General features: G+C 46.1%; 6 protein-coding genes. 4 read left to right on the top strand and 2 right to left on the bottom strand.

What is annotated here, in order from left to right; all coding sequences use genetic code 11:
* Positions 1-335 precede the first annotated feature (335 nt).
* The 3 genes from HQL65_19600 to HQL65_19590 all read left to right on the top strand — a co-directional run bounded on the left by HQL65_19600 (position 336) and on the right by HQL65_19590 (position 5,174).
* Positions 336-1,097: a HEPN domain-containing protein gene (locus tag HQL65_19600; GenBank protein ID MBF0138442.1), complete on the top strand. Its 762-nt coding sequence runs from the start codon at positions 336-338 to the stop codon at positions 1,095-1,097.
* A gap of 213 nt (positions 1,098-1,310) precedes the next feature.
* Complete coding sequence (locus tag HQL65_19595; GenBank protein MBF0138441.1) at positions 1,311-2,192, top strand: SIR2 family protein; 882 nt, start codon at positions 1,311-1,313, stop codon at positions 2,190-2,192.
* Positions 2,193-2,555: 363 nt separating this feature from the next.
* The gene (locus HQL65_19590) at positions 2,556-5,174 is read left to right on the top strand and encodes a hypothetical protein (GenBank protein ID MBF0138440.1); all 2,619 of its coding nucleotides are present in this window, start codon (positions 2,556-2,558) and stop codon (positions 5,172-5,174) included.
* A gap of 188 nt (positions 5,175-5,362) precedes the next feature.
* Here HQL65_19590 and HQL65_19585 read toward each other — a convergent pair whose 3' ends face one another.
* Complete coding sequence (locus HQL65_19585; GenBank protein MBF0138439.1) at positions 5,363-5,818, bottom strand: hypothetical protein; 456 nt, start codon at positions 5,816-5,818, stop codon at positions 5,363-5,365.
* A 571-nt stretch (positions 5,819-6,389) separates the two neighbouring features.
* On the opposite strand from HQL65_19585, the gene HQL65_19580 reads away from it, so the two are divergent.
* Positions 6,390-7,127, top strand: coding sequence for a tail fiber protein (locus HQL65_19580; GenBank protein ID MBF0138438.1), 738 nt, complete (start codon positions 6,390-6,392; stop codon positions 7,125-7,127).
* Between the two features lie 96 nt (positions 7,128-7,223).
* Here HQL65_19580 and HQL65_19575 read toward each other — a convergent pair whose 3' ends face one another.
* Positions 7,224-7,523: a hypothetical protein gene (locus tag HQL65_19575; GenBank protein ID MBF0138437.1), complete on the bottom strand. Its 300-nt coding sequence runs from the start codon at positions 7,521-7,523 to the stop codon at positions 7,224-7,226.
* Positions 7,524-8,036: the final 513 nt, after the last annotated feature.

Genomic DNA, 8,036 nt, shown 5'->3' with positions numbered 1-8,036 from the left:
GGCGACCGGACAGGTCCAGGACGGAGTCCTGGTGGGGTTCGGGGCGAAGCCCTGACAAAAGCTTTCATATTCAGGCCTTTCTTGAAAGAGAGCTGAATAGTTACGTCAATTTTATCCTGAAACGACCCGGCAATTTTTCAGAGAGAAAAAATCCTGCATTGGTTTATAATCCCATGATGGCTGAAACGTCGAGATATTCCAGCTCGTCATTGGATGATTGGCTGCGATCATGCGTTCTCCTGCATCGGGGCACAGGGCTGTGCATGAATTTCCTGAATGAAGTACTTTCCAGGATTTTGTTTTTCGGCACAAATCGTTCAACAGGGGCGTGATACTTGGGCACATTGATCACACCGGAAGCCATTGCGGAGATTGCCCGCACCATTGTCGAACGGTTCAATCCAGACAGGATTGTTCTGTTCGGTTCCCACGCCCACGGCACACCAACCTCTGACAGTGATTTGGATTTGTTGGTGGTCATGCCGACGGATCTGCCAAAATCCATGCGTGCCGCTGCCATACGAAAACTTTTCAATCCGGCACCCTGCGCCTTGGATCTTCATGTCTATACACCCGAAGATATGGCGTACTGGCAGGGTACGGTCAATCATGTCATGACCGAAGCCTTGTTGACCGGTCGCACGCTGTATGAGTCTCCATCCGGATCCAAATGCAGATTGTTCTCGGCAGAGGAATCAACCATGCATGCCCGTCAAGTGGATCTGTGCCAAGCCTGGTTGCGCAAGGCCGGAAATGATCTGACTGTTGCCCATACACTCATGAATTTGCCAAACAGTCCACCGGAAATTGTGTGTTTTCATATGCAACAGGCCATTGAAAAATCCCTGAAAGGGTTGTTGACCTGGCATGGAATCCGTTTTCCAAAAACCCACGATCTGCTCGTGTTGCATGACCTGGCTGCTTCCCTGTTGCCAAACACCGAACGTTTCCGGACCCTTTTGCAAATGTTGGGCAGATGTGCTGTTGAATGGCGCTATCCGGGAGAGGATGCCGATGAACCAAACCAGGAAGAATTGGCTGCCTGGTTGCCTCTGACTGCGGATATGGTCCAGTTGGTCAACAGGTGTTGCGCATGAGACGTGGTAATTGATCCGTTCATGCCAAATATTCAACTTTACCTGTTTTTTCGTGTATCACATTGATTAATAATGCGATATATTGTGACATCATGTTTTCACGGTATTTTCTTCTTGTCGGTGAGTGACGTGTGGGTTATGATCATCTACTGACGTTGTAGAATATTATTATATTGGTATAATTTTTTTGTATTTTGCTTGAGGAATGTTTCCATGATGGAGTTCAAAGTAATGACTTTTCCTGACATGGCTCATGTTTACCGTTTGCGTGAAGCACTTTGGCGCGATACTCCCTTTGGGAATGCGGGTGTGATGGTTGGATCAGGTTTTAGTCGTAATGCCGACCCGACATCTCCTGGAAGCCGAACAATGCCCACTTGGCAGGAGTTGACTCTTTCACTGGTTGATCGTCTATATATAAATCCTGACCAACAAGCCCAGCGTGAGAGTGCGATCAGAGAATCTGGCGCAACCAGCGGTTTTTTGCGTTTGGCCCAGGAATTTGAGGCCGCATTTGGACGCACCACCTTGAATGGATTGATCCGGGATTTGGTACCTGATATGGATTATTCACCAGGGGATTTGCATAGATTGCTGTTGGAACTCCCCTGGGCTGACGTTTTGACTACCAACTGGGACACCCTCCTGGAACGGGCGAGTACGGATATTTTTAACCGAAATTACCAGATAGTTCGCAGCTTGTCGGAGATACCCAATAATAAGCGGCCAAGAATCGTCAAGTTGCACGGATCGTTGCCGGCCAACGACCCTTTTATTTTTACTGAGGAGGATTATCGAACTTACCAGACACGTTTTGCTCCTTTTGTCAATCTTGTGCGCCAATCCATGATGGAAAACGTCATTTGTTTGTTGGGATTTTCGGGAGATGATCCCAATTTTCTGCATTGGTCAGGGTGGGCACGCGACCATTTGGATATGTTGACTCAGAAAATTTATTTGGTCGGTTGGTTGGACCTCTCTACACACCGTCGCCGAATGCTTGAAGATCGCCATGTAATACCCATCGATTTGGCACATCTTCCTGTGGGGCAAAAGTGGCCAGTGGGACAGCACCATCGTTATGCAACAGAGTAGTTTTTGCACATTCTCCATATGGGTAGACCTCTTTCTCCGTACTCATGGCCTGACGAGGGTGATATTCCCCAAAGACCGCCCAAGTATCTCGATATCTCAATTTCATCGTTTGACATATCTCGTCCAGTGAAGGAAAAATTTTCACCAGAATATACACAACAGCCTCACCTCATGGATAGTGGTGAGCGTATAAAAACAGTGCAGAATATACTAAAAATCTGGTCTCACAATCGGCGTTGCTATCCTGGTTGGGTCGTGGCTCCAGGTCATGTACGTAGTAGGGTTTGGCGATATACCGAGCGGTGGATCGGAGAAATTATTCATCCCCATCCTGGTATGCAACCGTGGGAACGCCTTTTTGCCATGGAGGAGTTGCTCTGGCGGCTTGATATCGTCTTGGCACCGATTCAGCAGGAAATTGCGCAGGCAATAAATGGAATCTTGGGCGCAGTAGATATTCAGAACAAAAAGTTTTTTGACTTCCAAGGGAATTTGGTTGAATGGCCAAAACCTGAATGGTCTCGTGCGCAACATTGTTGGCAGATGTTGTCTTTGGCAATGGTCCGTGCCGCCAGGGAAATTGCAGATTTGAGCAAAGCTTCGGATTGGCTGAGAAAGCTAATACCCCACATGGGGGATGATCCGGAGTTTGCTCACAAAGTGACACATGAGCGTTGTCTTCTTGCTCTAAGCTGTTTGGATCATGCAGAGTTAGAAATATTATTAAAAGGTTGGGAGACAAAAAGTAGTGATCCTTTCTGGAATGTACGTAAGGCTGCCATTTTGGCTGAGATTAACCGAATTGAAGAGGCTTTGGATCTTGTTCGATCATCCATCAATACACTTCGTCGTGGTATGAGAAAAAGCAAAATTGATTTGCCAAGTTTCTCACGAGAAGGTTGGTCTCTTTTTACGATGCGCGGTTTAAAGTTTCAACAGGAACTTCGGTTTGGAAGAGAATTTATTGACAAAGATAATGAGAAAAATCCAAATGAGCATGACGAGTTTTTCCTCCGTCGTTGGAAGGAGTTGGCATTGTACTACTGCGATGCAAATTCAGATTACATTGAACTTTCGAAGAAGCTGGAAAAAAAATCCCGACCATCTCATTTAGTAACTCAAGTAGAGAAAAATTTCGATCTTGACGAATTTTCTATAAACCATGTCTTCAAGAGTTGGGGTCTTGAAGAGTTAGGCATCCTTCCTGCTTTTCAGATGATGCGTCTGACTGAAGTGGCAGGAATTCCAGTAAGAGTTGGCGAAGTAAAAGTCTCCCAAAACGCATTGAATTTATCGGCTTATTGTCTGGATAGTTATTATCCTGAAGTTGCTGCATTGTTAGGCTGGCGTATTGCCCGTTACTATGATGATAAGGAATTTAAAAAAATATTTACGCGCACATTTATTGCTCGGATGCAAATATCTTTTGTAGAGTTTATGTTAATAAAATTGTTGCTTCTGGCGGATTATGCATTTACCAGGTGTAATTCTCATGATATGGAAGAGACAGAGTATTTTGTGACTCGTCTGCGGGTTGCAGTGGAGTTACTTTCCATGCTCATCCTGCGACTTCCTGTTGATACAGCTCATTCTTTATTGGATCGTGCATGCCAATATTATCGTTCAGAATTGTTTAATAGGGAATATAGACTTCATGATGAACTCGGTCATCTTTTCAAAAGAACATTGTCTGTCTTGCCTTCTCAAGATTGCTATCGCCATCTTCCAGTCTTGGCATTGTTGCCAATTCCAGGTCAAGATCTATTCCAGGTAAGCATGGAAGATCGCTGGCCAGAACCTTTTTCTTTTTGGTCTGTAACACATCCACATCTCGATCCGATAACTCTTCATGCTGAAATGGGAAAACCAGTTGAGAAACTCCTGTTTGCCATGAAAGATGTCAAGACTCGGAAAAGAGCCGCTTTCAGGTTGATTGTATTGTATAATATCGGTGTATTGTCTCAAGATCAGCAAGTTATATTTGCTGAAGTTTTGTGGGATAAACAATTTATTAAAAGAAATGGTCTGCCTGGCGAGACAGATATTCGGGATTGGTATTTCATGCATTTACCAGAACCTGAAGTTGGACTTGCCGAAAAATGCTTCAAATCTGCTTATCTGATTGCGGAACCTGAGAATCTTGAAAAAATTCGAGAAAATTTACGGCTATTAGGTGATGCAACAAGATATGGCAGGAGGTCTAAGAGGGTTTTCGCCCTATTGCCAGAAGAAGAGAACACCGTTAATGTTTTGATACAATTCTTTATTTCACAAGGTTTTTCTTTTCCTGATCGCAAGAAATTGATTCTGGGAAAATCTGACGATAAAGATTGTAGTGCCCTTGTTGCGTTGGGAGAGTTGCTCATGACCGTCTGTCTCCCTGTCGAAACTGCGACAAAACTCTTGGATGTCATTCTGACACAGGCTGAAAATTGTCCAAAAGTGTTTCATCTCTATCCCGGATTGCTCAGGTCACTTCCAGATCAAATTGACCAGGGACAGTTGTTATTGGCTCAGCTTTTAGCATCGGACAATGAAGATCAGGCACAGATTGCCATGGATGTATTATACCGTTGGATACAGGGATTTCAGTTTGCTGATTTAAAATTACCAAACCCGCCATTGGATCTTGTTCGTGAGGTCGGCACCATCATTCGTGTTCGAAGGCGAGCAACACTTGTTTCAGCTCTCGATTTGACACTTTGGATCTTTGAGAATGGTGACAAAACCTGGAAGGATGTTCTTGCTTCAGATTGTCTTTATGGATTAAATATTCTATTGAAAGAGGCTGACTATGGTCGTTCCAATACCCAGAGTCTGACGGATGATTTGCCTTTGCTTCGCTATCAGTGTGTGAAACTGGCGGTGGCTATGAGTAAAAAAGAGTCATGGGGAGAACAATCGGCAATTCAACAATGGATCTCAATTGCCAAAGAGGATCCCTTGGCGGAAGTGCGCCACGCTATCCTGGAGTATTCCTGAAGAGTTGATGACATTTTGTTCGAAGGAAAATAGTGCCACCAGTCGCTCCAACGAACAAAAACCACGATGGGGCAGGGGAGGGGGAGGGATAAAATCCTTCCCCCTGGGGGGTTATAGTGCCGGGAACAACGAGGTGGTTCTTGCACAGTGGGTGAGAACGAAACAGGGGTGCCCCAGTTCAGTATGGTTCAGGCGGGTGGACGAATTTCCCAGCGGCCATCCGGGAGGCGGCAGGCTGTGGTGACGACGGTTTCTCTTCTGCCTTCGATCACGGAGGCGATTTCGGCTTGGCGGCAAATTCTTTCCCCAACGGAGCGGGCTGGACTGGGTGTCACGGCGAACTCTTTACCGGTATCTGGATTGACCCAGCGGGTTGTTTGTTGGGACGGGGTGTGGTCGAGGGAATAATTCAGTTGGCGCAGATCTTCTTTGTCCATTTCGTTGCCGACGGCATATCCCAATGCACCACCGATCAAGGCACCGAAAAGGGCATAGGCTTCCTTGTTTTTGGTGGGGCCGAGGAGGCTGCCGGCCAGTGCCCCGGTCATGGCACCGACCCCGGCCCCGGTTTGGGCCCTGTTGGCGCAACCAGGCAGGGGAAGCACGAGGATCATGGCGAGAAGCAACATTTTTTTGCGGTCCATGGATTTCTCCGGAAAGGTGAATTTTCACGATTGGCACGACAGGTGTAGGTGTCCATTTTCTCAGGAAAGTTCGCTTGCCGAAAGTCAGGAAATTCCTGTTGCAGGTTTTTCTGTTATTTATTTAATAATGAGGTGTTTCAGATCATGTTAAGTGAAAGTACCTCATCTTTTTTTGTGCGTCAAATCAATTGAATGTAACAATTTTGGTGGTTTTCCGATATGGAGATTTTCTGGAAGAAGAGCGCCGCTTTGGTCTGCATCTATTTTGTATTTTTTTTCTTCTTTGAACCTTTAATTTGCAGAATCCATGAGCCGACCAGAGGCTTCAGATATCTGAGCAGCCCTGCAAATTGGATCGTTTTGAACAAAACAAGGACATTTTTGTGAAAAAGGACATTGTAAACTGATTTTCCACCGATTTCGACCTGTTTTTGATTCAACCTGCATGGGAGCAGGAGAGAAAAATCCTTGACTTAAGATGTTTTAAGGTGTATAATCACACATTAAGCTTTAACTTACATTATGTAAACTTCTCTGATACTTCCACTCTGCGCCAGACAGGAGATTGATGATGGATGACATATTCCTCGGGACCGTACTGCCTTTTGCCTTCAATTATGCTCCGCGAGGTTGGGTGTTGTGTACCGGCCAAACGTTGCCGATGAATCAATACACCGCGCTTTATGCCTTGGTGGGCAATATGTACGGCGGCACGGCCAACCAGACTCTTGGCGTACCCAACCTGCAAGGCCGGACAATCCTTGGTATGGGGATCAATGGAGCCTCGCAAGTACAATTTAAGCCGGGCAACAGCGCCGATTCGGCCAACATGTCCGGTACCACCATCGCGGGCAACATTACCCTGCAACCGGGAAACATACCCCTCCCTGTCCATACGCATACGGCCACGGTGGGTGCGATCACCAGCACGGTGACCACCCAGGGCTACCAGGCACCGAGCATGCAGGTTGCCAAGGTTGGCAGTGGTACGGCGACACAGGCTCCGGCAGCGGGATCCTATATGGGACCTGGTGATGCCGGAACGGAGCAGGTAACAATATACTATCCTGCATCTTCCCCGCCGTCCCCATCCAACATGGTCAACCTGGGGGGATTCAATCCGGGTACACCGGGAACGGTCAATGTTGCGATTTCTCAGCCTTCGGTCACCATCAACCAGACAAATCCCCAGCAGGCCACCCAGGTCCCTCTGCAAGCCGTGGCAACGGTGAAGATCGATAAGCCCGCTTTCTACCAGGTTCTCAACTACTGCATGGCTGTGCAGGGACTGTTTCCCCCAAGGGATTGACCGGTCTGGAACAAGACCTGAAACTCTCATAAACAATTGATTCATGCTTGAAAATTTTGACCGGGGGTGATGCTTATCCCCCGGTTTTTTTTTTTTTTAATTGTACATGGCCTGATAGAATTGCTTTTTTCCTGGTGAAACGATTGGTGTTACATGCATCACATACATTTTGCCACTTTCGCTCGTTAAATAATAATTTCCCTCCACCAGAAACACATTTTTTGGGGATTCAAAAATCAGGGTAAAGGGAACGCGAAACTCTTTTGACATTATTTTGTGTTCGACAACTTTGCATAGTCGGATTTTGATCGGTTTAGGTGCCGAATGAGCGATAAAAACATTGCCGACTTCACTGCTGATCATGCCAATGGTCAACGAGTCTTGGATGTTCGTCATATAATCCTCGCGTATGATTGTTTTGTTTCTCGCGGATCGCCTTGTATCCGAGCAACCTTTCACTGAAGTAACATGATATGATCGGACTGCACAAACGGCAAGTTGATTTCAGTTGCAAAACAGCCGTCTATTTTTTTTTACAATCTGTGGCCATTTTTTTGCTTCTTTATGGCACCGTATAGGGGTTAGAGTCAACCAAACGTTGTTCTTGACTTGGCACTGATTTGCCTATAAGGGATAGGGGTGGGTGGTTTCATGAGATTAATAATTTTTAATGTTCAATATTTTGCAATGAATACAATAGACATCGTTCGTTTCGCAGTTCATCCACAGCATTTGTCAACTTCTCATCCCCGTTGTATCAATTCGGAGTAGCCACCCATGGGTATCCTGTCACGCTGCCACCAATCTCTTGTTTCCATTAAAAGCAATAAGCGGTCCCCTTTGGTCGCCGGACATGCTGCTCCCGTGATCATGCTCCTTGAGCCACGCATGATGCTGGATGGCTCGGGA

The organism is Magnetococcales bacterium (genome assembly GCA_015228935.1).
In the GTDB taxonomy this organism is placed as follows: domain Bacteria; phylum Pseudomonadota; class Magnetococcia; order Magnetococcales; family DC0425bin3; genus HA3dbin3.
This window is presented reverse-complemented; position numbering and strand designations above follow the sequence as displayed.

Coding starts and splice junctions, on each gene's coding strand:
- HQL65_19590 (MBF0138440.1), top strand. CDS start 2,556: ATGGAGGAGTTGCTCTGGCGGCTTGATATCGTCTTGGCACCGATTCAG.
- HQL65_19595 (MBF0138441.1), top strand. CDS start 1,311: ATGATGGAGTTCAAAGTAATGACTTTTCCTGACATGGCTCATGTTTAC.
- HQL65_19580 (MBF0138438.1), top strand. CDS start 6,390: ATGGATGACATATTCCTCGGGACCGTACTGCCTTTTGCCTTCAATTAT.
- HQL65_19575 (MBF0138437.1), bottom strand. CDS start 7,523: ATGACGAACATCCAAGACTCGTTGACCATTGGCATGATCAGCAGTGAA.
- HQL65_19585 (MBF0138439.1), bottom strand. CDS start 5,818: ATGGACCGCAAAAAAATGTTGCTTCTCGCCATGATCCTCGTGCTTCCC.